This window comes from Prochlorococcus sp. MIT 1011, assembly GCF_047305235.1.
Taxonomy (GTDB): domain Bacteria; phylum Cyanobacteriota; class Cyanobacteriia; order PCC-6307; family Cyanobiaceae; genus Prochlorococcus_B.
Window position 1 is genome coordinate 373983 of sequence record NZ_CP138983.1, and the last position, 22760, is coordinate 396742.

27 protein-coding genes and 1 tRNA gene are annotated in these 22760 nt (G+C 34.2%); 13 read left to right on the forward strand and 15 right to left on the reverse strand.

The window, feature by feature from the left end; all coding sequences use genetic code 11:
- Positions 1-5: 5 nt before the first annotated feature.
- Entirely contained in the window at positions 6-605 is a 600-nt protein-coding gene (locus tag SIB75_RS02020; RefSeq protein ID WP_413683762.1) for a GIY-YIG nuclease family protein, read from the reverse strand.
- A gap of 315 nt (positions 606-920) precedes the next feature.
- Between SIB75_RS02020 and SIB75_RS02025 the strand changes: the two genes are divergently transcribed.
- The 3 genes from SIB75_RS02025 to pyrF are packed head-to-tail and all read left to right on the forward strand — an operon-like array spanning position 921 to position 3247.
- Positions 921-1238 carry a DUF1825 family protein gene (locus SIB75_RS02025; RefSeq protein ID WP_413683763.1) on the forward strand — a complete coding sequence of 106 codons (318 nt, stop codon included), beginning with the start codon at positions 921-923 and terminating at the stop codon, positions 1236-1238.
- A 26-nt stretch (positions 1239-1264) separates the two neighbouring features.
- On the forward strand, positions 1265-2512 hold the full coding sequence (tyrS, locus tag SIB75_RS02030; RefSeq protein ID WP_413683764.1) for a tyrosine--tRNA ligase: 1248 nt from the start codon (positions 1265-1267) through the stop codon (positions 2510-2512).
- 9 nt (positions 2513-2521) lie between these two features.
- Positions 2522-3247: an orotidine-5'-phosphate decarboxylase gene (gene pyrF, locus SIB75_RS02035; protein WP_413683765.1), complete on the forward strand. Its 726-nt coding sequence runs from the start codon at positions 2522-2524 to the stop codon at positions 3245-3247.
- A 4-nt stretch (positions 3248-3251) separates the two neighbouring features.
- On the opposite strand, the gene plsY is transcribed toward pyrF, so the two are convergent.
- The 5 genes from plsY to SIB75_RS02060 are packed head-to-tail and all read right to left on the reverse strand — an operon-like array spanning position 3252 to position 7497.
- Complete coding sequence (gene plsY, locus SIB75_RS02040; RefSeq protein WP_413684764.1) at positions 3252-3848, reverse strand: glycerol-3-phosphate 1-O-acyltransferase PlsY; 597 nt, start codon at positions 3846-3848, stop codon at positions 3252-3254.
- Between the two features lie 20 nt (positions 3849-3868).
- Positions 3869-4897 carry a DUF3086 domain-containing protein gene (locus SIB75_RS02045; RefSeq protein ID WP_413683766.1) on the reverse strand — a complete coding sequence of 343 codons (1029 nt, stop codon included), beginning with the start codon at positions 4895-4897 and terminating at the stop codon, positions 3869-3871.
- 16 nt (positions 4898-4913) lie between these two features.
- Positions 4914-5342, reverse strand: a complete 429-nt coding sequence (locus SIB75_RS02050) for a DUF3119 family protein (RefSeq protein WP_413683767.1) — start codon at positions 5340-5342, stop codon at positions 4914-4916.
- 5 nt (positions 5343-5347) lie between these two features.
- The gene (locus SIB75_RS02055) at positions 5348-6097 is read right to left on the reverse strand and encodes an MlaE family ABC transporter permease (RefSeq protein ID WP_413683768.1); all 750 of its coding nucleotides are present in this window, start codon (positions 6095-6097) and stop codon (positions 5348-5350) included.
- Positions 6094-7497: an MFS transporter gene (locus SIB75_RS02060; RefSeq protein ID WP_413683769.1), complete on the reverse strand. Its 1404-nt coding sequence runs from the start codon at positions 7495-7497 to the stop codon at positions 6094-6096. The genes SIB75_RS02055 and SIB75_RS02060 overlap by 4 nt, the downstream gene beginning before the upstream one ends.
- 92 nt (positions 7498-7589) lie before the next feature.
- On the opposite strand from SIB75_RS02060, the gene SIB75_RS02065 reads away from it, so the two are divergent.
- Positions 7590-7660: transfer RNA gene (locus SIB75_RS02065), tRNA-Gly, on the forward strand.
- A gap of 12 nt (positions 7661-7672) precedes the next feature.
- On the opposite strand, the gene SIB75_RS02070 is transcribed toward SIB75_RS02065, so the two are convergent.
- Positions 7673-9733: a glycogen debranching protein gene (locus tag SIB75_RS02070; protein ID WP_413683770.1), complete on the reverse strand. Its 2061-nt coding sequence runs from the start codon at positions 9731-9733 to the stop codon at positions 7673-7675.
- A gap of 764 nt (positions 9734-10497) precedes the next feature.
- Here SIB75_RS02070 and SIB75_RS02075 point away from each other — a divergent pair.
- The 5 genes from SIB75_RS02075 to SIB75_RS02095 all read left to right on the forward strand — a co-directional run bounded on the left by SIB75_RS02075 (position 10498) and on the right by SIB75_RS02095 (position 12369).
- Positions 10498-10773 carry an HU family DNA-binding protein gene (locus SIB75_RS02075; RefSeq protein ID WP_011295240.1) on the forward strand — a complete coding sequence of 92 codons (276 nt, stop codon included), beginning with the start codon at positions 10498-10500 and terminating at the stop codon, positions 10771-10773.
- 188 nt (positions 10774-10961) lie between these two features.
- Positions 10962-11288 (forward strand): hypothetical protein, encoded by a 327-nt coding sequence (locus tag SIB75_RS02080; protein ID WP_413683771.1) that lies wholly within the window; start codon positions 10962-10964, stop codon positions 11286-11288.
- A gap of 147 nt (positions 11289-11435) precedes the next feature.
- On the forward strand, positions 11436-11711 hold the full coding sequence (locus SIB75_RS02085) for a hypothetical protein (protein ID WP_413683772.1): 276 nt from the start codon (positions 11436-11438) through the stop codon (positions 11709-11711).
- Between the two features lie 173 nt (positions 11712-11884).
- Complete coding sequence (locus tag SIB75_RS02090; protein WP_413683773.1) at positions 11885-12073, forward strand: hypothetical protein; 189 nt, start codon at positions 11885-11887, stop codon at positions 12071-12073.
- A gap of 56 nt (positions 12074-12129) precedes the next feature.
- Positions 12130-12369: a hypothetical protein gene (locus tag SIB75_RS02095; RefSeq protein ID WP_413683774.1), complete on the forward strand. Its 240-nt coding sequence runs from the start codon at positions 12130-12132 to the stop codon at positions 12367-12369.
- Here the strand turns inward: SIB75_RS02095 and SIB75_RS02100 are convergent.
- Together SIB75_RS02100 and SIB75_RS02105 are read right to left on the reverse strand one after the other, a co-directional pair.
- On the reverse strand, positions 12366-12578 hold the full coding sequence (locus tag SIB75_RS02100; protein ID WP_413683775.1) for a hypothetical protein: 213 nt from the start codon (positions 12576-12578) through the stop codon (positions 12366-12368). The two genes, SIB75_RS02095 and SIB75_RS02100, sit on opposite strands and share 4 nt — an antisense overlap.
- Before the next feature lie 57 nt (positions 12579-12635).
- Complete coding sequence (locus tag SIB75_RS02105) at positions 12636-12929, reverse strand: high light inducible protein (RefSeq protein ID WP_413683776.1); 294 nt, start codon at positions 12927-12929, stop codon at positions 12636-12638.
- Positions 12930-13403: 474 nt separating this feature from the next.
- Here SIB75_RS02105 and SIB75_RS02110 point away from each other — a divergent pair, with 474 nt between their 5' ends.
- The 3 genes from SIB75_RS02110 (at position 13404) to SIB75_RS02120 (ending at position 16028) form a co-directional block, all read left to right on the forward strand.
- A complete protein-coding gene (locus SIB75_RS02110; protein WP_413683777.1) occupies positions 13404-13856 on the forward strand; it encodes an NAD(P)H-quinone oxidoreductase NdhF in 453 nt (150 codons plus the stop codon).
- Between the two features lie 134 nt (positions 13857-13990).
- Positions 13991-15223, forward strand: a complete 1233-nt coding sequence (locus SIB75_RS02115; RefSeq protein WP_413683778.1) for a glycosyltransferase — start codon at positions 13991-13993, stop codon at positions 15221-15223.
- Between the two features lie 52 nt (positions 15224-15275).
- Complete coding sequence (locus SIB75_RS02120; RefSeq protein ID WP_413683779.1) at positions 15276-16028, forward strand: sugar transferase; 753 nt, start codon at positions 15276-15278, stop codon at positions 16026-16028.
- Between the two features lie 2 nt (positions 16029-16030).
- Here SIB75_RS02120 and cbiB read toward each other — a convergent pair whose 3' ends face one another.
- The 5 genes from cbiB to SIB75_RS02145 all read right to left on the reverse strand — a co-directional run bounded on the left by cbiB (position 16031) and on the right by SIB75_RS02145 (position 20654).
- Complete coding sequence (gene cbiB / locus SIB75_RS02125; protein ID WP_413683780.1) at positions 16031-16978, reverse strand: adenosylcobinamide-phosphate synthase CbiB; 948 nt, start codon at positions 16976-16978, stop codon at positions 16031-16033.
- Positions 16979-17040: 62 nt separating this feature from the next.
- A complete protein-coding gene (gene ilvC, locus SIB75_RS02130; protein ID WP_413683781.1) occupies positions 17041-18036 on the reverse strand; it encodes a ketol-acid reductoisomerase in 996 nt (331 codons plus the stop codon).
- Positions 18037-18166: 130 nt separating this feature from the next.
- The gene (locus SIB75_RS02135) at positions 18167-18769 is read right to left on the reverse strand and encodes an ATP-dependent Clp protease proteolytic subunit (RefSeq protein WP_413683782.1); all 603 of its coding nucleotides are present in this window, start codon (positions 18767-18769) and stop codon (positions 18167-18169) included.
- 62 nt (positions 18770-18831) lie between these two features.
- Entirely contained in the window at positions 18832-19506 is a 675-nt protein-coding gene (locus tag SIB75_RS02140; protein ID WP_269625398.1) for an ATP-dependent Clp protease proteolytic subunit, read from the reverse strand.
- Positions 19507-19544: 38 nt separating this feature from the next.
- Positions 19545-20654 carry a PIN/TRAM domain-containing protein gene (locus SIB75_RS02145; protein ID WP_413683783.1) on the reverse strand — a complete coding sequence of 370 codons (1110 nt, stop codon included), beginning with the start codon at positions 20652-20654 and terminating at the stop codon, positions 19545-19547.
- Positions 20655-20762: 108 nt separating this feature from the next.
- Between SIB75_RS02145 and hemW the strand changes: the two genes are divergently transcribed.
- Positions 20763-21992, forward strand: a complete 1230-nt coding sequence (hemW, locus tag SIB75_RS02150; protein ID WP_413683784.1) for a radical SAM family heme chaperone HemW — start codon at positions 20763-20765, stop codon at positions 21990-21992.
- Here hemW and panB read toward each other — a convergent pair.
- Positions 21934-22752 (reverse strand): 3-methyl-2-oxobutanoate hydroxymethyltransferase, encoded by an 819-nt coding sequence (panB, locus tag SIB75_RS02155; RefSeq protein ID WP_413683785.1) that lies wholly within the window; start codon positions 22750-22752, stop codon positions 21934-21936. The two genes, hemW and panB, sit on opposite strands and share 59 nt — an antisense overlap.
- Between the last annotated feature and the right edge of the window lie 8 nt (positions 22753-22760).

A 22760-nucleotide genomic window follows, 5' to 3' on the forward strand; every position in this document is an offset into this window, starting at 1 on the left:
TTTTTCTAACTGATTTGAGAAGTAAATGGTGTTGCCCATATTCCTCTTGTCTCTTTATTGAAAGGTGGAAGCCAAGTTTGAATAAGCTTTTGTTCTAATTTTCTTCTTTCCTTAGTTTTAATTGGAACATCAAGCCAGAAACGAATGTTTAATTTGGGTGTCATATTCGCTTTTTGTAGAGTATCGGAATAACTTGAAAGGTAATTTTTACAGTCATGCTCTCCTTTCCACCTTTTTTCTGCAGAAATTGTTTCTCCAATATATAAAATAATATTTTCTTCAGAATTAATAATTTTATCCATTACAAAATAAACTGCCGGTCCTTGGTGCATTGCTTTTGGCCACCTCCAAAAACTTAAAGGTAGAGGAGTAAGTTGAATTGGGTTGAAAGTTACGTTTAACTCCTCTGAAATAGATTCAAATAGTGAAGGTTGAGTTACATCTTTATAGTTAGATTTAAAAAAAGGAGATTGATGATTAATGACTTTTTCTTGCCATTCCTTAATAATCTCTTTTTGGATATATACGTCTTGAAGAAGATTTTTTTCTGAAAAGTCTAAATCATTATTATTAAATAAATTATATTGTCGTTCCAATTTTTTCATTTTAAGAGATTAGAATCAAAAGATATTTTTTAATCAATATTTCATTATAATATGAACAAAACTTTATATTTTTTGTTGATAACAGCTTAAGTTTAGCTTGTCTGGATTAAATAAATAGTGTTTTTCTTCTAATCATAAGTTTTTATATAATTTTAGTAAGGATTATATTGTGGGGGGGTGTGGCTATTTACACTCCCTAAGCAAATGTTGTTTAGTAAAGATCCACTAGACTAAGCTTGAAAAATAAATGATACAATCAATGTCAAACGTTGAACTCAAAGTCAAGCATTTGATCTATCATCAGGGATTAATGATATGAGTTTTTTTGAATCTGAAATTGTTCAGGAAGAGGCAAAAAAACTTTTCACTGATTATCAGAATCTGATGGAATTAGGCTCTGATTATGGAAAATTTGATAGAGAAGGGAAAGTAATGTTTATTGATACTATGGAAAACTTAATGGAGAGGTATAAAGTTTTTATGAAACGATTCGAGCTCTCAGAAGATTTTCAGGCAAAAATGACAGTAGAGCAGTTAAAGACTCAGTTGGGTCAATTTGGGATCACTCCTGATCAAATGTTTGATCAGATGAATAAAACGCTAGTGAGAATGAAATCAGAATTGGATAAATGACCATCTATCGATTTTACATTTGAATTATGTTAGGAAATTTCAATGAATTCCCTGATTGGATATCTAGAGGCTTAGATGATCTTTTCCCTTATAAAAAAGCTGAAGATTCTGATCAAAGTTTTCTAAAAAGATTAGAACTTTCATCTATAGAAAAAAAACCTTTGCGTGTAAAACTTGGAATTGATCCAACAGGAACAGAAATTCACATAGGTCATAGTATTCTTTTTCGAAAATTAAGAGCTTTTCAAGATGCTGGGCATAAGGCAATACTTATAATCGGAGATTTTACTGCAAGAATTGGAGACCCAACTGGTAAGAGTAAAACAAGAATTCAGCTTACAAAAGATGAGGTTGAATCAAACGCATTGAATTATCTGGAGCAATTAGGACTAGGAAAAGAACCCCAAAATTCTTTGCTTGATTTCTCAACGCCTGGTCGCTTAGAAATTAGAAGGAATAGTGAGTGGCTTGAGAATCTTAATTTGTCTAATGTTATAGAGCTTTTGTCAAATTCAACAGTTGGCCAAATGCTGGCAAAGGAAGATTTTAATAATCGATATAAATCCGGCACTCCCATATCTCTTCATGAATTTCTTTATCCCCTTCTGCAAGGATATGATTCGGTTGCTATTAATGCTGACTTAGAGCTTGGAGGTACAGATCAAAAATTTAATATTGCAATGGGAAGAGATTTACAAAAAGCTTTTGGTCAAAAGCCTCAATTTGGAATGTTATTGCCTATTTTAGTGGGCTTGGATGGGACCCAAAAAATGAGTAAAAGTTTAAATAATTTTGTAGGTATAAATGAAGATTCACTATCGATGTATTCAAAATTAGAGAAAGTTCCAGATGATCTAGTTTTTAGTTATTTGAATTTACTAACTGATGAGAATTTAAATGAGTTGAGTTCTATTCCAAGAGAGGTTCAGAAATTTATGGCTTTAAAAATAACTTCTAATTTTAAAGGACTTGAAGCAGCAAAAAAAGCTCAATATAACTCTGAAAAATTAATTTTAGGAAATCAAAATTCGCTTGAAGAAATTCCAGAATCTTCAATTTCTAAAGTCAATTTTCCAGCTAAAGCATTTTATTTATTTAGCAAGATGAAATTGTGTTCAAGTAGCAGTGAAGCTAGAAGACAAATTCTTGGAGGTGGAGTAAGGATTGATGGAGAAAAGATTGAAGACCCTAATTTAGAGTTTGATACTCCTAATGAGCTCATAGGAAAAATATTGCAAGTAGGAAAGAAAAAATTTCTTCGTGTTTCAAATTAATAGGTTCTTATGAAAAATATAGATAATCCAAGCGAAAAAATAATTATTGCCTTAGATGGGATGGATAAGAATAATGTTTTCAATTTACTTGAAAAGATACCTGAAATTATCTGGGTTAAAGTCGGACTAGAGTTATTTGTTAGTGAAGGACCAGATGTATTATCAATTTTGAGAGATAAGGGGAAGAAAATATTCTTAGATCTTAAATTTCACGATATCCCTACAACAGTTGCTAGAGCATGTTTCGCAGCATCACAAACTGGCGCTGAATTTATTTCTTTGCATACTTGTGCAGGCATGAAAGCTCTAAAGATGGCCAATGAAGCTGCACAGGAAGGAGCCTCTAAAGTTAATTTAAATCCGCCAAAACTTTTAGGAATAACAATCTTGACTAGTTGGACTGAAGAAAGTTTTGCTAACGATCTATTGATTGTTCAATCAATAGATCAACGTGTTAAGCACCTAGCAGAGATTGCATTAAATGCTGGTTTAGGAGGATGTGTCTGCAGCCCTAGGGAGGTTCGATTTCTCAGAGAGATTTATCCTGAGAGTTTCGATTTAATAACGCCTGGAATACGGTCAATAGGTTCAGATATTAATGATCAATCTAGGGTCTCTGATGCATCCGAAGCTGTTAAGATGGGTGCATCAAAGTTAGTTATTGGAAGAGCAATTACCCAATCAGACGATCCTGCTTATATGTTTAAAAGTTTTTGCAATAAAATTATTAATTAATTTCCTAAGGCTTTCCAATTTTTGGTTCTTTACCTTTAATTAGCCTAAGGATGTTCTCTCTATGTCTCCAAATGACTAGAGTCATAGCTAATAGTGAAACAACTAAAAATGGTAGCGAAATACTTGAAGTTTTGAAGCTTATAAACATTATAAAAGGTAGCGCTAATGCTGCACTGACACTTGCAAGTGATACTATCCTGAATAATGCAATCATTATTATAAAGACCCCTAAGGTAGCAAGTCCAACTTGCCATGAAAGGCCAAGAAATATTCCTAAACCTGTCGCTACAGCTTTGCCACCTTTCCAATTCAGCCAGACAGGCCAAATGTGTCCAATTAAAGTTGATAGACCTATAGCTACTTGCCATGAATCATTTAGAAAGAAATACTTTGCTAATAAAATAGATATAACTCCTTTGAAAACATCTAGTAGAAATACTGTAATTGCTGCACGTTTACCAATATGTCTTAATACATTTGTTGCTCCTGTAGAACCTGAACCTAATGAACGAATATCAATTCCTTTCGCAATTATTCCAGCTAAATAACCACTAGGAAAAGAACCAAATAAATATCCTAAAAATAGAATTAGTAGATTCAAAATGATTTCCATAACAACTTTTATATTAATTCATCCTCTTCATAAATTTCATTGGGACTTCCTGCAAAAGCTAGCCAAATAGGAAACTGAAGAATTGGAATTTCTACATTTATCTCAGCGGCATCAATAATTATCAAAGGTAACTCACCTCTTTCTTCAAGTCGATCTGCTCTTTCAATTAATCCATCGGATCTCTCAAAAAGTACTATTCCGCTATTTGGCCCGAAATCCTCACGGTTCAGTCCTAATGCATCTTGGAGACATCTTCTCCATTCTCCAAGTCGCTCTGGTTGACTCGCTAAAACTAATGTTTGGAATTGGTCCCCGTATAATTCGCCTAAAATTTCAATAATCCCTGCGGCAACCAAAGCATTCTTTGATCTGCTCCCTCGACTTGGTTGAGCACCTCTACCACCCATACTGAAGAACCAATCTTCCAGCATTTCAATATCATTATCTTCTAGACTCCTTCTGAGTTTCCAGGGCTCTGCATAGAAATCGGGTTGTTCTACAAATTGACCAAAACATTTCCTGATTAAACTCTCGTCAGGTTTGAAAGTATCAGAAACAGCAGGGACAACTTCTTGCTCTTTAGAAGGTTCAATTTTTTTATTTTCATCGAGTGGAGATGGTTTAACTATTACTGGTGGTACAACAAGCTCTAATTGCTCGGCTGATTGAGCTAAGTCTTGTAAGGCGCCAGTTAAATATTCCTGAAAACCTTTAACTTTTCTTGCAATTACATCAGATTGACCTGAAAATGAGCTTTTAAGTTCAGTCTCGATTTGGACTTTCTTTTTTGAAAGTTCTTCTAATTCGTTTTCTAATTTCTCGCGTGAAAGCTGAAGATCCTTAAGAGCAATATTGATAAGAGACTGTGTCTGTTCGGTTGAGATTTTTTGATTGTTTTTCGGATTAATGATACTTGGTGATTCCTTTTGTTTCTCTATAGGCTTTTTGGAAGTATTTGCCAATGGTAAAGAATTTTCTACAGAAAGATTCTGTTCTAAATTTTGTGTTTCTCTAGTTAGATTTTCTTCGGATTCCATATTTCAAAAACTTTAATTAAGTTTTAGATTTTGATGAGTCTACTTCTTTTTCTATTTCTAAATCCTTTACTCTTAAGCTTAATTGCTCTTTTAATGAGTTTACCTCAAAAAGTATTGGCAATAGATGAGGGCTTGCTTCTTCTCTAAAGTAAAGAAAACCTGGCAATTTTGGCAATATAATTCTCCATGCTATCCAATTTTTAAAGGGAAATCTTCTTAATTCATTTCCAAGTTGTATTACAACTAAATCGTCTTTAGTGAATTTCAGTTTTAAGGTAAAAGATTGCAGTAATAGGAAAAAACCAAAACTGCTAATTACAATTGTTGGCCAAGGATGAAATGGTGTAATTAAGAATAATAAGCCCGCAAAGATTATGAAGATGGGTAAACGATAAGAAGCGGGTAAAATTACACTATCTTTATCAAGAGGGTTTTCAGAAGTCATGGTTTTTAGCCAAAAAGAACTTGGGTGAGTAAAACATCTACTAAAGAAACGGTTATTAGAGTCAGTACTACTGCTCCAGTAGTGCTTGAACCTACTTCTTTGGGACCGCCTCTAGTTGTTAATCCCCATCCGCAAGCAATGATTGCGATTAAGAGACCAAACACAATTGATTTCACAAGCATAAATGGAAGATCAGATGTTATTAGCCATTCTCTTACCGAATTCCAAAAAATGCTTGGTGGAATTTGATAGAGAATTGTACTGCTAAATTGACCGCTAAATAAAGCTATAGAAAAAAACAGTAAGCATTGAATAGGCGCCATTACAACCATTGCGCAAAGCCTAGGAACAACTAGATATTCAACTGGATCTGTTTGTAACATCGTAATAGCGTCAATTTGCTCAGTAACTTTCATTGTCCCTATTTGAGCAGCATAAGCAGTTGCAACTTTCCCGGTAAGAAGAGTTGCTGTAAGTAAAGGCGCTATCTCTCTAGCCATGCCAATTGCTAAAAGCCCCCCAACCGCAGAACCTAAACCTTGTTTACTTAATTCTGCGGCAACCTGAATATTGAAAACGGTTCCAGCAGCAATACCTGTTATTAGAACGATAAGGAAGCTTCCTGGCCCTGCTTCCATTAATTGATCTATTAAATCTGATTTATTGATCTTCCCTTTGGCTATTGATGCAATTGCTTGTCCTCCAATTAATATGCTGCTGAAGAATCTTCTTAGCCAACGAGGTGCGTAGTTCATTGACCTACTACTCTTTGAGATTTGAAATCTAAACTTCTCCAGGGCTTCATAGTGATTAATCCAGCTAATACAAGGAAAGAAGGTATTAATCCCATACATAATCTAATGGTAATAATTGCTGTTAGAGGTTGATCTAAATCTTGAAAACTTGATAAGCAATTAGTTGATGATTTGTATCCTGATAAAGATAAAAGAACTCCTAAAAATTGAACGCTTAAACCTATACCAATTTTCTGAATAAAAACCATCCAGGCTGTGTATATCCCAGAAGGTTTTTCGGGGTCTTGATCAATAGCATCAGGAAGTAAAGACCATGGAATAAGGTAAGCTGTTGAAGCTCCAAATCCTACTAAAATAATTATTAGTAACAGGATTAACATTTTTATCCCTTCAATATTATTAAAAAACAATAAAGTATTGATACCTACTCCCTTTGCTATAGGGGGCATAATCATAACTAAAAGGCAAGCTAATATCCATATTTTTCCTCCTTTGAATAGTGCTGATATTCTCCCGTATTTGTTGGAGTAAAAGCTCCAAAATTGTAGACCTAATAGAGTGCTAATTTGAAATGGAATTGGGATCCATTTTGAAATCTCTATTGGAACAAGCATTACTTGTTCAAGATAGATTAACGAAACGGTTTGCATTAATTGTAGTCCGCACCATAGCAGCAAATAAAGAGCAATAATTCGTGTAAAAAGCTTATTATTTAAAACTCTTTTAAGTTGCTGCTTAAAAGGTTCAGTATGAGAAACAGGTTTTCTTGCTTTTTTAGCAAATGGGGCCAGTCCCCAGCAAGCAATTAAAGTTGTAAAAGTAGCAATTATTCCTGTAACTCTTCCCATTGAAGTATATCCTTCTACTCCTTGCGATAAGAAACCTGCCGCTACTATTAGTCCAGTGGTCCCAGCCAAAATAGACCCAGTAAATCTTGCAGCATTTAGTCTTGTTCTAATGGCAATATTTTCAGTTAGCTCTGTAGATAATGCGGCAAAAGGGAGATTTACTGCTGTATAAGCTGTCATCAAGAAAATTGCGGCGAACACGTAATAAGTAGTTTTTGTCTCTATCCCTCCAGGAGGGACCCACCACATTGCTGCAAGAAACAAACCAAGGGGAACGGCACCTCCAACCATCCACGGAAGCCTTGGCCCCCATTTCGATCTGGTGTGATCACTCATCCAACCAATTAATGGATCATTTATTGCATCCCAAAGCTTTGAAACCATGAGCAGTGAGCCTGCAATAAATGCAGGTATTCCTGCAGCACAAGTGAAAAATAGGAATAGATAAGTACCTAACTGTATTGCGGCTAATCCCGTTCCAGCATCTCCCATTGCATAAGAGAACATTAGTCTTGTGCGATTATTCCCTTTGTAAAGCGATGTGGACTTCATCAATCTTTTTTGGATAAAGGGGCTCGCAAGGTAATAATGGAGAAAGGGGAATTAATATTTGCTCCAATTGGAAGTAGATCTTTAATTCTATCGCGGGCGTAGTTTAGTGGTAAAACCTCAGCCTTCCAAGCTGATGATGCGGGTTCGATTCCCGCCGCCCGCTTGATCATGGCTCTCATAGCTTGATTTTTTTTGAATAATCGTTGGCAACCATTAGAACAAGGCTATTACTTTCAAGACGTATGTTTGATTGATTTGCTAAAGGTTTTTTAGAGACATTTTTATTTTTTAAAATTGAAGTATCAATATATTTTTTCCAGGGAGAAATTGGGGTTGGCAAGTCAAAAAGCATTGAGTCTTTGTAAGCATTAAAGCCAAGCCAGATTGCTGATCCTTCATTTTTTTTGTTAATGCTAAATCCAAGAGTATGTGACCAGTCACTCCAGTCAGGTTTATTAACTTTAATTCCATGCCACTGAATCCAAAAACCGGACTTTTTTGCGTTGGTATTATCTCTCTCACAATCAAAAATATTATCAGGACTAAAAAATTCTGGTAGTTGTTTCCTTAAAGATATGAGTTTTATCACAAATTCTTTTAAGTCATGATCCCAATTCTCATGCTCCCAATCCATCCAACCAAGTGTGTTGTCTTGACACCAAGTGTTGTTATTTCCTCCTTGACTTCTTCCTATTTCATCGCCCATTAAAAGCATAGGTATCCCTGGTGTCAATAGGAGTGTTGAAAGTAGATTTCTTTGTTGTTTTTGCCTTAAATTATTGATTATTTTATTAGTAGTTGGTCCTTCAACTCCATAATTATAACTATTATTATTATTCTCTCCATCTCGGTTATTTTCACCATTGGCTAGATTATGCTTTTTGTTAAAACTTACTAGGTCTTTTAATGTAAATCCATCATGAGAAGTTATGAAATTAATACTAAATATATTAGCTAAATTATTATCATTGTATAGGTATTTACTACCTATTAATCTATCTTTAAGTGGCCATATTGTGCTTTTTTCACCCTTCCAGAATTTTCTAACATCATCTCTAAAATGACCATTCCATGTTCTGAATCTTTTAGCTGGGAAATCTCCTAGTTTATAAAGACCTCCACAATCCCAGGGCTCACTGATTAATTTCACATCACTTAGTTGAGGATCTGATTCGATTTCTTCAAATAGGGGAGGTTTATCTAAAGGAATTAAATTTTCGCCTCTGCTTAAAGCAATACCTAAGTCAAATCGAAATCCGTCAACACCTAATTCAATTGCCCAACAACGTAACGATTCTAAGATCAATTTTCTCACTAATGGACGATTGGCAGCAATACTATTTCCGCATCCACTCACATCTTGATAGGTCCCATTCGCATCTTGATGGTAGTAAGTTTTAGGACCAAAATTTTTCCAACTTATTATTGGACCATTTTGATTGCCTTCAGTTGTGTGATTATAAACAACATCGATTAATACTTCGAGCCTGTGATCATGGCAAACTTCTACTAATTTCTTGAATTGTTTCCTTGCTTCTAATGGATTACAACCATCTACAAAACCTTGATGCGGCGTGAACCAACTGATAGGGCTATAACCCCAATAGTTAATTAGTCCATCAGGGGCATCACGAGTGTCAAAAGCGAAAACTGGAAGGAGCTCAATAGATGTAATACCAATGCTTTTAAGATAAGGTATCTTTTCTATTAATCCTAAAAAAGTACCTTTCTTATTTTCGCTAATACTTGAGTCTGTTTTTTTAGTGAAACCTCCAACATGTAATTCATAAATAATTGTTTTGTTCCATGAATGTTTAGGTCTTGGATGAGATTTTAAATTAAAATGATCCCTTTCGCTTACTACTCCCTTTAGGCAATGACTATATTTTTTCTTTTCTTTTTCTTCTGGATTTCTTATGTAATTTTGCCACCCCGTAATAGCTCTGGCACATGGATCTAAAACAAGATTTTCTTCTGCGGCTTTGTGCTCGTTAATTGAAATTTTATATCCATATAAGGCGCCTTCTGTTAGTCCCTCTACTTCAACATGCCAATAATCTCCAGACCTGTTTTGATGATCTAGTGGTATTGTTTCTATTGGATAGTCGTCATTTTTATTTTGGAAAATTAATAATTCTACATTTTTTGCATGAGGTGCTGCGATGGAGAAATTAACCCCATTAGGAGTGACTGAGCTACCCAAAGGCCATGCTGAACCAACTTTTATTTTGCTCAATTGTGTTTTTCCTTCAAAAAAGTAATCAAGTAACTTTCTCTATAAGTTAGGTGTTTGGTTTGGTTTAACAAGTTATAAAAAACGAAATTCAATTTTAAAAGCAACTATTATTAAGCTCGAGCTGCTTTTTTAATGAATTCCTAATCACTTTTGTGAGAGCAGATCGTTATCTTTTGCGATTTGGGATTTGAGTTAAGTCGAAATGCATACTATTCCAATTGAAAAGCAAATCTTTTGAAGGTTTGAAAAAACAGTTAAGAAAAAAATTTATAGCTTTTTTTGTATGAAGGCTTCAAATTGTATTTCGAAGATCTAGAAAAAATCTAGATTTTGCATTTATTTACTCTTTTTTAGTGTGGATTTTATTTTGTAATACCAATAAATGTGCTGTTCTGCAGACCTTTGTTAATTCATGAGAATTGAATTAAATTTCTGATTTTCTTTAGAAAAAAGAATTAATTTCAAACATTAGAACCATTCTTGATGATAAATTTGAAAACTCATCTTTGTAGAACGCTTGCGCTGACACGCTTCTTGGCCAAAACATCAAACGTTTATCTTTTTTAATCCAATTAGTTCAAATCTTTGAGAGATTATTTAATCGACAAAAAAAGCACATATATTTTTTAGAAACCATACTGCCACAAGCCCTTTGGGTTGCAGGCAAGTGATTTGGTCCATACGATTAGCAAGATTGAGTTTTATGGAAACTAATAATCTATTGGTTTTCCTCCTCTTACTCCCTGCTACATACAATCTTTCCAATGAACAAAGCAGATTTAGTCAACCTGGTTGCAGCTCGTACTGAGCTAACTAAAACAGACGTTTCTCTGGTAGTTGATGCCGCCATAGATACAATTATTGATTCTGTAGTGGAGGGTAAGAAAGTCTCCATTCTGGGGTTTGGCTCTTTTGAGCCCCGCGATCGTTCTGCTCGTCAGGGATTAAACCCTAAGACTGGGGAAAAGATAGCAATACCTGCTAAGCGAGTCCCTGCGTTTACCGCCGGGAAGTTGTTTAAGGACCGTGTTCAGGGATGAGTCTTTAAAAAGCTGTTTTGCTTTCTTACCTTTTTATTTATTTTTGAGGGACTCTTTAAAAAAGAGTCCTTTTTTTTTGTAAAAACCTAGAATTTGAATGATTAAGAAAATAATTTTTCTTTTTAGGCGCTTAAAAGTTGTTAACTATATTAGAATAATTTTTAAATCAATTTAATTGAGATGGTATTTTGATTATTTATCCAGTTCAAAAAAATAAATTCCTATTTGTTCTTTTTATATATTTGTCTATTCCTTTAATTCCCTTGACAGCAAATGAATCAAGAGATTTTTTGGTTATTGATAGGCTAGTAAAGAGTTGTTATAGAGATATAAAATCTTGCAATAAAGCATTACTTAAAATAAATAATTATCAAAAAAATGCAGCAATAAATAAAAAGTTTTCTTGTCAAACTAGATTACTTGGTTTAGAGGCAAATTTAATAAAGGTTACGAATTCTAATTTCAAAAGAAAGGAAGTTAAAAATATTCTTGATGCTATCAAGAAATATTGCTAAATATAATCAATAAATTGATCACTTGATTCTTGATTTTTGACTTAGTTAACAAACTAATGTGAAAAACTAGAACAAAATAGGTGTTTATCTGATCTGCCTAAGTAAGCTTAGAGCTATAAAGATAAAGAAATTCTTCTAACTAAAAAAATGGGCTCCAAAGCTTCAAATTCCAAAAAAACTAACTATAAGGAAACACAGACCAATAAGGTCAAAGACAATAAATTTAAGAAATTAAGTACTAATGATCCAGATGTATTAGTTAACCTGCCAGCTGGCATGAAATATAAAGTCCCAGGTAAGCGTCAGAGAGTTATTATAGGTTCAATTGTAATTGGTTTGAACGTCTTATTAGTTATTAGTGTGCTTGTTTACTTTTATAGTCCTTCATTTCAAGAGTTTATTTATAATTTTGGAAGAGGCTAGTGACTTTATAACTCAATAGCCTAATCATTAGGAAACATTTAGTTAGATTCCTAAAAATAGGAAAATATTACTACTAAGGAAAAATAAAGGTAAAGTTTGACTAAGAATTCTTTTTTAGAGTTCTTGTATAGAAGCTTTATATTTTAATGTTTTGAAAAGGCAGTTTAGTAGTAATGGTTAAAAAAAGAAGTCAGGTAAACATTTCGAAAAAGGTTCCTCAACAGCGAAAGACAACTCTTAAATGGGGAGCAAATGGAGAGCTTTCGGAGCTAGATATGGTTCGTATATTAGATCGTTTAAATAATCAAGATTTAACTGAATGTGAAATATCTTTAGATACAGAAGGAGAAAAAAAGATATAAATACATTTTTAATCTACGATAATAGCTAATATATTATTAATAATTTTCTAGTTATTATGAAAATAAGTATTGTGCTTATAACCTTAACAGCAACAATTATCGGATATTTATATTTTTTTACTGGCTACAAATCCGCTTTTGAAGCTGATCAGCAATGTCATTATGAATTGCGATTAAAATCTGTTGAACTAGAAGGCTTGGGTTGTGATCACGATCTTGAAACTAATCAATGGATTCTTTATCAAAAGGGAATTAATGAAAAACCTTCTCAAGTTATTGAACGTTATCGTTATTAACTTATAAATTTATTATTTATTGTTGGAAAGATATATATAGCTGCAATTGAAGAAATGGCAGCTGTAATTATAAATGTTAGAAATTGTCCTAATGAGCCTGGAAGATATGTATTTTGAAGGAAATAAAAATCTATAATTGATCCAACTGTACCCCAAATAATTACCCAGGCAGATACGTATGAAACACCTACTAATGTTTTCTTATTCATGGCTTTTGAGAAAATCAAGCAAGTTCATGGGATAAATATAATATAAATCTTTGATCACTAGCTAATTCCAAAAATTTTTAGTGTTGCTGGTTCTCCACCAAAAGCTAATTCAGTGAGTAAGAGCATTAGAAAACCTATCATGGCTACTCTTGCATTAACGAGTTCAGCATTTTCATTGAATCCAAAAACTTGTTTTACCTCTTCGCCTTTATTGTTTATCCATTTTGGATATGATTTGAGACTTTGGCTTTGATCAATTAGCTCTGGACTATTTTGGGATTGAATTGTTTTCGTATCATCTTGCTCTGAATTGACACTTTGGTTATTTACTTCCGAATCAATCTCAGACATTTGCATTTGATACCAATTTACATAACAAATTATAATCCATTTTTATAAAGTTTTGTTTTTTTTGATATGTAGCTTTCGTTTATACTATTTGAAGTGACTAACTATTAGCATCATTTAGAACAAAGCTTAATTAAAAAAGAACCAGTGAAAATAATAATATTCTAAAAATTAAACTTAAATTATATATTAGCTATATGTATTAGAAGTCTATATGATTTATATATTAAAAAAGAAAAGATCTACTTAAAATTTAGAAAGGTTTGATTTTATTTCTTATTAAGTTTTGTTTGACTATTAATTGATAGCTTGTTTTCGGCTCATTTCCTTGCTAAAAAATAATAAATGTTTTTAAGAAATGAATAGTGCTAATCTGATTAGTAGCTTTTTAAATTCATCTCGCTTTTTTATTTGGACTCTTCGAGAACAAATAATAGAACTTATACATGCGTATGAAATTAAGCTTGTTTGATAACTATGTTGTTAAATTTTACTTGGCTCATCCCTGGGCTACCAATACTTGCATCTATTTTTATAGCTTTGCTCTTGATTAGTTTTAATAAAACAATGAATAGGCTTACAAAGCCAGTATCATATTTTATTATTATCAGTCTTATCTTTTCTGAAATAACCAACTTTATTTTATTTAGAAAAAACATATCAGGCAATGATCCTCTTTTTGGAGGCAACTTCGAGTTAGTTATTGATAGACCAGCATTGCTATTTGCACAATCAATAGGTTTAGTTTTCTTATTGATTATGCTTTTTTCAGTTGCTAAATTAAAAAGAAGAAGTGGCTATGTTAGATATTTTATTTCTCTTGGATTTTTATGTGGTTTCGTCTATTTATTCTCTTTTAGTGGTAGCTTATTTCACAACTTTTATGATCCATTAATATCATCCTTAGACAAAACAGGTATTTCTTTTTAGTTCGATTATTTAATAAGCTAAGGAGCTTGATCAAAAATAATTTAAGTTTGTATATTGTATGATTTAACTCTCTGTTGTCATAATATCTAAGTTGTAATAAACTAAAAATAATTTTAGGATTTAAGATTTTTACTTTGAGTGTAAATTCATCTTTAGATCTTCCAAGCAATATTGCATTAGTACATGAATGGTTCACTCCAAGGTCAACTGGTGGTGCTGAGAATGTTGTTGAGGTAATTGATGATTTGTTAACTGAAGTTTCATCACGGCCACAACTTTTCTCTTTAGTTAATGAGGAGAATTTACAGGAAAATAGTTGGTTGTTTAAAAGAAAAGTAAAAACTAGCTTTATTCAAAAATTACCATTCGGAATCTCACATGTTCAACAATATTTACCTCTTTTACCTTTTGCAGTTGAGCAGATCGATTTAGAAGGATATCCATTAGTCATAAGTAGTAGTCACCTTGTGGCTAAGGGCGTGTTGACTTCGCCTGATCAACTTCACATTAGTTATGTACATACACCCGTTAGATACGCTTGGGATCAGATGAATATATATTTGAAACGATCTTTTTTAAGAAGAATTGGTTTAGGGCCATTGATTAGATGGCAATTGCATACTTTGAGGCAATGGGATCAATTAAGTAGCTCAAGAGTAGATTATCTGCTAGCAAATTCTACTTTTACGGCAAGGAGAATTTGGAAGTATTGGAGAAGGCATTCAGAGGTTCTTTATCCGCCTGTCAATATTAATCGTTTTGAATGGGAAAAGCCCAGAGAAGATTTCTATTTAAGTGTTTGTAGATTGGTCCCTAATAAAAGGGTCGATCTGGTGGTAAGGGCTTTTAATAAGCTCAAATTACCTTTAGTTGTTGTCGGCGATGGAGTGGAAAAAGCTTATTTAAAAGATCTTGCAGGTCCAACGGTTCAAATTCTTGGTTTTCAGAGTAAAGAGAAGATTGAAAAACTTATGAGCAGATGTAGAGCCTTTGTTTATGCTGGTATTGAGGATTTCGGAATCGCACCTGTGGAGGCAATGGCTTCTGGAGCTCCTGTAATTGCTTTTGCTAAAGGTGGGGTTTTAGATACAGTTAAATGCTTTAATTCTAATTCAGGTGAAATGGCAACTGGACTTTTGTTCCCTGATCAGACAGTGAAGTCTTTGGTTGAAGCAATCGAATTTTTTAAGGAAAAACAACTTTGGAGAGATTTAAACCCAGAGTTAATTAGAAATTGGAGCAATTCTTTTTCTCAAGATTCATTTAAAAAAAGATTTGAGCAAACCATAAATAGAGCTTGGAGAGAGCATAAAAATTCTTGTGACATTACTACTAGTGACCTTAGTTCTTTATCAAGAAAATCCTAATTAAGTATGGTGTGAATTTATCGGAGTCTTGAGCTTTCTAACTCAATAATTTGTGCAAACTAATCCTAGAAAATCTCTATTGCGATGGTCTGAGTTCCGTAAAGGTTCTCCAAAAATTCCTTTTGAAGTTATCTCACAAGAACCTTCATCTTTGCCTGCTGTAGAAATAATAAGAAATCAGAGTAGATATGGTCGAACATTAAAAAGAATAGGAGATATTATATTTTCTTTGCTAGTTTTAACTCTTGGCTCACCAATATTTATCTTAATTGGAATATTAGTAAAGTTAAGTTCTCCAGGAGCTGTTTTTTACATTCAAAAAAGAGTAGGAAGAAACTATAGAGAATTTGGATGTATAAAGTTTCGCACTATGCATAAAGATGCTGATAACTTATTACCAAATTTATTAGAGAAATATCCTCTTATGAGAAAGGAATTTGAAAAAGATTTTAAATTACGACAAGATCCTCGAATAACAAAATTAGGTAGGTTTCTTCGAAGATCCAGTTTAGATGAATTACCCCAATTCTTTAATGTTTTAAAAGGGGAAATGAGTGTTGTTGGACCAAGACCAATAGTTAGTAATGAGATTAATAAATACAGTCTTTTTATGGAAGAAGTTATATCTGTTAGACCAGGACTAACTGGCTTATGGCAGGTTAGTGGTAGAAATAATCTTAGTTATAAAAAAAGGGTTGAATTAGATTTGATCTATGCAAGAAATAGAAATTTTCTACTTGATTTAGAAATCATTATTCTTACATTAGGTGTTTTACTCTTTCCTATGGATAGAGGCGCTTTTTGAAATTATAAGTTTACAAGTTTCATTATCAAGAAAAAAACTAGAATCCAAGCAAGCTCAAGCCTAAGACTAAGACTAAGTATCTTTTTTACTGAATTTATACTTGCCATAGGATAAGTTTTTGCAATTATTGGCTTTATTTTTTTTTGCCCTTTGTAATAGTTTACCCCCCCCATTCGTACTTCTGCACAATAAGCAAATATTGCTTCGGAAATTCCTGAGTTTGGGGAAGAATCTACAATGCCATCCTTCCATGAATCCCTTATCGTTTTGGAAATTGATTGCTTTGTTTTGCAGCAAAAAGGAAGCGTAATTAATACAATTCTTGAAGGAATCCATACCATTAGATCATCTGTCTTGGCCCCAGTAAAGCCAAGCCACTTTAAGTTTCCCTCTTTATATCCAAGCATTGAATCAATAGTGCTAGACGCTTTAAAGATCCATGCCATTGACAATGGGCCTGGCATAGATTGATTGAATTCCCAGAAAATAGTTCCTAAAAATATCCAAAATAATGGAGCAAAAATACCATCCACAGAATTTTCACTTGCAGTCTCAGCTGAAGCTCTAAGAATTTCATTAGTATCTAAACTTTCAACATCTCTACCAACTATAAGACTTAATTTTTTTCTTGAATTACTAAGATTATCTCTATGATTTCCTTTGCTTATTAAATTAATAATTTCTAAAATACTTTTATTTAGACTTCTTGAAGCAAGGGAACTACTTAAAATTAAAGCAAAAATTAATGTACTAAGAAAAGGATTTTTTATTTCAAAAAATAAAAATAATCTTTCTATAAACCAACCAGATATCCCACTTAATAATAAGACTATAAATGTAATTATTGCACCTCCAATATATAACTTAGATTTGTTTCCTTTCGCAATTTTTTCAGCTAATCTTTTTAAAAAACTAATAACCACACCCATGAATTGGACTGGGTGTGGCAAACTTTTTGGATCTCCTATTAAAAGGTCAAGAAAAACAGCAACTAAGATTAAGTTAATGATACTTAGTCCGATTTAAGCCAACTAAACATAGAACGAAGTGTCTTACCAACTTTCTCAATTGGTAATTCTGAATCTTTTTGTCGAATTCTCTTCATTTCAGGTTTTCCTGCATCGCATTCTTTTACAAAGTTTTTAGCAAAAGTACCATCTTGAATATCGGCAAGAATATTTTTCATTTCTTCTTTTGTCTCTTTAGTTATTAATCTTGGACCGCTTACGTAATCTCCATATTCAGCTGTGTTTGAGATCGAATCCCTCATTGCAGTTAGACCTCCTTTAACCATGAGGTCAACAATTAATTTGACTTCATGCAAACATTCGAAGTAGGCCAATTCAGGTTGATAGCCTGCTTCTACAAGAGTTTCAAAACCAGCTTTGACTAGCTCGGACAGGCCTCCACATAAAACTGCTTGCTCTCCAAAAAGATCAGTTTCTGTTTCTTCTTTGAAATTAGTTTCTAAAATACCAGCGCGAGTTCCGCCAATACCTTTTGCATATGCCATCGCAAGTGACCTTGCATTCCTGGAGGCATCTTGCTCAATGGCAAATAAAGCTGGAACCCCTTGACCATTTTGATACTCCCACCGGACTGTATGGCCTGGCCCTTTTGGGGCAATCATTACAACATCTACAAACTCAGGGGGCTTTATTAATTCAAAACGAATATTGAAACCATGAGCAAAACTTAGTATTTTTCCTGGTTTCAAATGAGGCGCAATCTCTTTGCTATATACATCTTTTTGAAACTCATCAGGCAAAAGAATCATGATCCAATCGGCTCTCTCGGAGGCCTCTGAGACGCTTAAGACCTCTAATCCATCAGAAGTTGCTTTACTGGCTGACCGACTCCCTTCATAAAGCCCAACGACAACTTTTATGCCACTATCTTTTAAATTCAATGCATGCGCGTGGCCTTGAGATCCATAGCCAATAATTGCAACGGTTTTATCTTGAAGAAGACCTAGGTCGGCATCAGAATCGTAAAAAAGTTTTGCCATGTGAGTTGGTATTTCAGAACTGTATTAAGGCTGAGCTTACGTAATAGAGTGCTATCAAGACCACTTTCGTTGATATATTTTTTTTTACTATAAAGACAATTTAATTAATAAGAAAAATAAAATTTTCAAATTAACTTTCACTTGGATGGGTTATCACTCGATCAATTAGGCCATAATTTTTTGCTTCTTCTGCGCTCAAAAAGTAATCCCTATCAGTATCCTTTTCTATTTTTTCATATGTTTGCCCCGTCATTTCTGCCATCGATTTGTTGAGCATTTCTTTTATTCTAAGAATCTCACGTGCTTCGATTTCTATATCACTAGCTTGTCTTTGAGCAGTACCTCCAAGTGGTTGGTGAATCATGATTCTACTGTGGGGCAATGCGAGTCTTTTCCCTTTTGTGCCTGCAGAGAGTAAAAAAGCACCCATTGAGGCCGCTAACCCAACACAAATGGTTACAAGGTCACTTTTTACATATTTCATAGTGTCATAGATCGCTAAACCCGCTGTTACTGAACCCCCAGGACTATTGATATACAAATAGATTGGCTTACTGCTGTCTTCAGAATCAAGATAAAGCATTTGTGCTACGAGGCTATTTGCTATGCCGTCATTAACTTCTTGGCCAAGAAATAGAATTCTCTCGGCACCAAGTCTTGTATATATATCAACCCATCTTTCGTATTGACTTCCTGGAAGACGGTATGGAACGCTTGGAGTACCTATTGGCATGGCTAATTAATGTTTGGTAGTTGGGGTTAACAAGTTAAAAATATTTTTGAAAAATTATTTGGTTATGTGGGCAAAACTTTCTCTCCTGGTAAATCTTTTCTACTAGTAAGAACGCGATCTATAATCCCATAATCAACAGCTTCATGAGGGTTGAGATAACTCATTCTATCTGAGTCTTTGGATAGTTGATCTACTGATCTTCCAGTGTTATGACTAAGGATTTCTAGCATGGCTTTCTTATTGTGAATTACTTCCTTCGCTCTGATTTGAATATCAGTTGCTTGGCCTTGAGCACCACTTCTAGGCTGATGAAGAACAATTGATGCATGTGGTAGGGCTGCTCGTTGACCTTTGGTCCCGGCCGAGAGGATTACTGCTGCGGTTCCCATTGCTTGACCTATGCAAATTGTGTGGACGGGAGGTTTCACATATCTGAGCGTGTCGCAAATTGCAAAGGCTTCGGTTTCAAATCCAATTGCATCTCCTGTGTACCAACTTGTTCCAGTTGAGTTGATGTAAAAATAAATAGGTTTTTCTGAATTATCAAATTCTAGAAAAAGAAGTTGAGCAATAATTAGCTCAGTTACATCCATTCCGAGTTGTCTTTTGGCGTCATCATCGGAAAATAGGGGTAAGCCTAAATAAACGATCCTTTCTTTCAGCAGAAGGGATGGTAAATCAGGGGGTGGAGTTCTCATTACGGCAGAGTCGCCATAATACGGTGAAGATGCAGTCATATGAAGTTAAGTCTTCTTGGATTCGAGCCTAGCTAGATCTAGCCTTGAGATGCTTTTGTTGTTTCAAATTTGTTCGGGGGCTGATCATTGGAAGCTTTACTAAAAACCATTCGGCCCGTGGGTGTTTGTAATGCTCCAGTCACAACTACTTCTATTCTTTTACCGATCCATTGGAGGCCCTCTTCGATAACTACCATTGTGCCATCTTCAAGATAGGCAATACCTTGTGAATTTTCCTTACCTTCTCTGACTACTTTTAAATTTAATTTTTCACCAGGTTGAACTTCAGGTCTAACTGCAAGCACTAGATCACTAAGATTTAGAACTTTTATCTCTTGGACTTGAGCCACTTGAGATAAGTTGTAATCAACAGTTATTAATATTCCTGAGATGTCTGAAGTTAATTTTAAAAGAATTTCATCAGTTCCTTCCCCTTCATATTTTGTACTGTTTATAACTAATCTTCTCCCATAACTTTCTCTTAATTGGTTCAGCAACTTAAGACCTCTCCTTCCTTTTCCTCTTTTTTCATTGTTACTTGAGTCAGCTAGTTTTTGTAACTCATCCATAACTGTTTGGGCTACGATTAATTGTCCTTCTATTAGTCCAAATCTAAGGAGAGCCTGAATACGGCCATCTATTATTACGCTGGTATCTAAAACTTTTGCACTTGCTGGAGTTAGGATCCCATCTGCCATTAACAAAGATTCCGTGCTATTTGGATTGAAAAGACGTAAAACTGTTCGTCCATGAACATCAGCAAGGTTATATCCAAGTACTCCAAAGAAGATGTTGCTAAGTACAGCGAAAATAGGCTTTACAAAAAATAATTCAGCAGGTAACGGTAAAAGTAATACAGGTACTAATAAAAGGGTTGCTATTACAAGTCCAAGAACTATGCCAACAGATCTACTGACTAGTAGGTCTGTTGGCATAGTTCTTATTCTTTTCGTTAATTTATTTCTAAATTGCTGAAAAAGGAAGGCTGTTAAAAGACCTATTAGAGCAATTAATCCTGATAGAGCAATTTTTAAATTTCTTAGATTAGTAATATTATCTAAAGTCTCCTGCGGCAACCAATTCACCCCAATCCATCCGGTGATTGCACCTGATATAAGAAATAAAACCAGAATAACTATGTCTGCCATATATTCAGGTTATGCTTGCTTCTCGTTTTTTACTAAAGCTTTATTTATTTTCAAAGATTTGTATTGTAAAAGTGACCATTTATTTGGGTTTGTATATCTAGAGCTCAAATGATAGCCCCGCCAAGAAGTGCATATTTGCATATTCCCTTTTGCCATAAAAGATGTTTTTACTGTGATTTTTCCATTATCCCTTTAGGTGATAGCGCTCAAGCTCCAGGTAGTCCAGGGATCACTTCTATTGCCTCATATTTGGATTTACTTCATAGAGAGATTTCAATTGCCCCAAAAGGTCCTGCATTATCAACAATCTATTTGGGCGGCGGAACCCCTTCTTTATTGAAAAAAAATGAGGTGGGTGATTTGTTGAAAAATCTTCAAAGAAAATTTGGATTTCAAGATGGTGCGGAGATATCTATGGAAGTTGATCCAGCAACATTTTTTGAAAATGATCTGAAAGGATATATAGAAATTGGAATCAATAGATTCAGCTTGGGAGGTCAGTCATTTGATGACAGTACATTGACTTCAATTGGTAGAAAACATAATCGCTCACAATTAATTGAGGCTTGTAATTGGGTAAATAACTTATTTAAAAAAGGGATGTTAAGAAGCTGGAGCCTTGATTTGATTCAAAATCTTCCAGGATTAAATTTATCTAAGTGGCTGAAAGAATTAGAACAAGCAGTTCAAACAGATGCCCCTCACTTGTCAATTTATGATTTAACCATCGAACCAGATACTGTTTTTGGAAGAAGACATAAAAAAGGTAAGTTAAATATTCCAATTGAATCTGAAGCTCAAAAAATAGATTTGGAAACAAATAGATTTCTCATAAGTAAGGGCTTTTCTAGGTATGAGATTTCAAGCTATTCATTGCCTGGCCATGCATCTAGACATAATCGTGTTTATTGGAGTGGTTCTGGTTGGTGGGGTTTTGGTATGGGAGCAACAAGTGCTCCTTGGGGGGAGAGATTCTCTAGGCCTAGAACAATTGCAGGTTATAAAAAATGGATTGATGAGCAAAAGAGTCAACTATTAGAAAAAACTTTGTCTAATGAAAAGTCAAAACCAATGCCATTGGATGAACTACTGATGATTGGTCTCAGAAGACGTGAGGGTATCCATTTTGAGGAACTTGCTAAAAATGTTGGATGGACGCAAAAAGAATGTGATAAGAATTTAGAATTACTAGAGAAATTTTGGTTGAATTCTTTAAACGAAGGAACTCTATTAAGAAACAATGGAAGGTATTTTTTAAGTAATCCCAAGGGTATGCAGATTAGCAATCAGGTTTTGATTCAGATGTTTTTGTGGTGGGATTCTCTTGATCTAGATTAGTAGATTTGATCCATTCTTTTAGGGCATCGATGCAAAGTTCGCGGCCTGCAAGAAAAGGTTTCGCAAAAGGAGGTTGTGTAGTTGAAAGGCCGAGAATATCAGCTGTAACTCTTACTTGCCCATCGCAATCACTTCCTGCTCCAATGCCAATTACAGGAATATCTAAATGTTTTTTTAACGAGCTAGCAATTTCTCCTGGGATATGTTCTAAAACTATTGCAAAACATCCAGATTCTTGAAGCATTTTTGAATCTTTGAAAATTTTTTCTTGACTATCCTTATCCCTAGCTTGTGATTTATATCCAAGTTGATGCACTGATTGCGGAGTAAGGCCAAGATGACCCATTACTGGTATTCCCATTCTAATAAGTCTTTTAATTACTAATAAAGTCTCAGGTTCTGCTCCCTCAAGTTTCACTGCTGAAGCAGAGGAGTTTTTCAAGAGAGTTCCAGCAGCTTCAACAGCCTTGTCTTCTCCACATTGATAACTTAAGAAAGGGAGATCACAAACTACTAGTGGTTGTTTTGAACGAGGTTTAGAAAAACCTCTAAAAACAGCTTGTGTATGGTGAAGCATTTGGTCAAGTGTTACCGGAAGTGTCGTTGCGTGTCCTAATACAACCATTCCAAGAGAATCTCCAACTAATACAACATCAGCTCCTGCCTCTTCGACTATTGAGGATGAGATGGCATCCCAAGCAGTTAATACAGTTATCTGTTTCCCTAACTTTTTAAAACGAACCAATTCTGTGGTTTGCATTTAATTCT